This is a genomic window from Cognatilysobacter segetis (genome assembly GCF_004359965.1).
Lineage (GTDB): Bacteria > Pseudomonadota > Gammaproteobacteria > Xanthomonadales > Xanthomonadaceae > Cognatilysobacter > Cognatilysobacter segetis.
This window is the reverse complement of sequence record NZ_SMRQ01000122.1, coordinates 1-1,186: the sequence shown is the minus strand read 5'-3', so window position 1 is coordinate 1,186 and position 1,186 is coordinate 1. Positions and strand designations below refer to the sequence as shown.

Annotated in this window: 2 protein-coding genes; both read right to left on the bottom strand. The window is 72.7% G+C overall.

What is annotated here, in order from left to right; all coding sequences use genetic code 11:
* The coding region (locus E4F61_RS14190; RefSeq protein WP_133480251.1) for an FAD-dependent oxidoreductase at nucleotides 1-473 on the bottom strand (473 nt) is incomplete at its 3' end.
* On the bottom strand, nucleotides 470-1,174 hold the full coding sequence (locus tag E4F61_RS14185; RefSeq protein WP_133480252.1) for a M15 family metallopeptidase: 705 nt from the start codon (nucleotides 1,172-1,174) through the stop codon (nucleotides 470-472). The genes E4F61_RS14190 and E4F61_RS14185, both read right to left, overlap by 4 nt.
* Nucleotides 1,175-1,186: the final 12 nt, after the last annotated feature.

The window sequence follows — 1,186 nt, the reverse complement described above, 5'->3', positions numbered from 1 at the left end:
TCCCAGGCGCCGGCGGCGAAGCTCGCATCCTCGCTGTAGACGTGCAGGTAGCCCGTGTGCGCGAGCAGGTCGTCGGCGCCGATGTCGGCGGCCAGGTCGATCCAGGCGTCGCGCGCGGCGGCGTTGAGCGCGTGCAGCGCGTCGATGATCGGCGCCACCGCCTCGGCCCGCCCATTGCGCACGAAATCGACGAGCCAGCGCGCGTAGTGCGGCCAGCGCGGCCAGTCGAGCTTCAGGGGCGACAGCGGGTCGGCGAGCATGCGCAGGCCCTTGCGCAGGATGCCCGGCGTGGACTGCGGCAGCACGTTGCCGACGGAGATCGAGCCCGCGTTGCCGAACGACGTCGCTTCGCCGGGCCCGCGTGCATCCACCACCGTGCAGTCGTAGCCGCGCTGCATCAGCGCGTGCGCGCAGGACAGCCCCACGATGCCGGCGCCGACCACCGCGACCGATGCGGTCCGCGTGGCGCTCATCGAACCGGCACGTCCAGCAGCGGTGGCAGCGACGGGCCGAGGTCGAGCGTGTAATGCCACCACTCGAGCGGATAGTTGCGGAAGCCGTGGCGCGCCATCGCGGCGCGCAACCGCTCGCGATTGGCGCGCTGTGCCGCCGTGGCGCGTGGCGAATCGGTGTGCGCGCGCTCGTCGAAGAAATCGAAGGGCGTGCCCATGTCGATCGGCAGGCAGCGGCCGGCATCGCACCGCGCCAGCGTGAGGTCGAGCGTGAGGCCGCGGCTGTGGCCCGAGGTCTCGGCGATGTAGCTGCCCAGAAGCGTGGATTTGTCGACGTCCGGATAGTGCGCCCGCTTGCTGCGAGGGTCGTCCGACCCGTGCGCCCATTCCACGAAATGCCGTACCGCGCGCTGCGGGCGGTAGCAGTCGAACACGTGGAGCACGTAGCCGTCCTGCGCGAGATCGTGGGCCACCTGCGCCAGCGCGTCGGCGGCGGGGCGTAGCAGCAGGCACTTGGGCGCCTCGTAGCCGCGCACCGGCGCACCGACGAAGTTGTCGCGGCCGGCGTAGCGGATGTCGAGCTGCAGCGCCGGGATCGCGCGGCCTGCGTCGACCAGCGGCGCGCCCGCGGTGGGCGTCGACGCCGCGCAGCCCGACAGCAGTAGGGTCAGGCCGGCCAGCGCGAGCGCCGTGCGGGAAACGCGCGGCGCGCCGACGTGCATGTTCGTGGCGGA

Excerpts from the sequence above, each read along its gene's own strand:
- E4F61_RS14185 (WP_133480252.1), bottom strand. The coding sequence starts at position 1,174 with ATGCACGTCGGCGCGCCGCGCGTTTCCCGCACGGCGCTCGCGCTGGCC.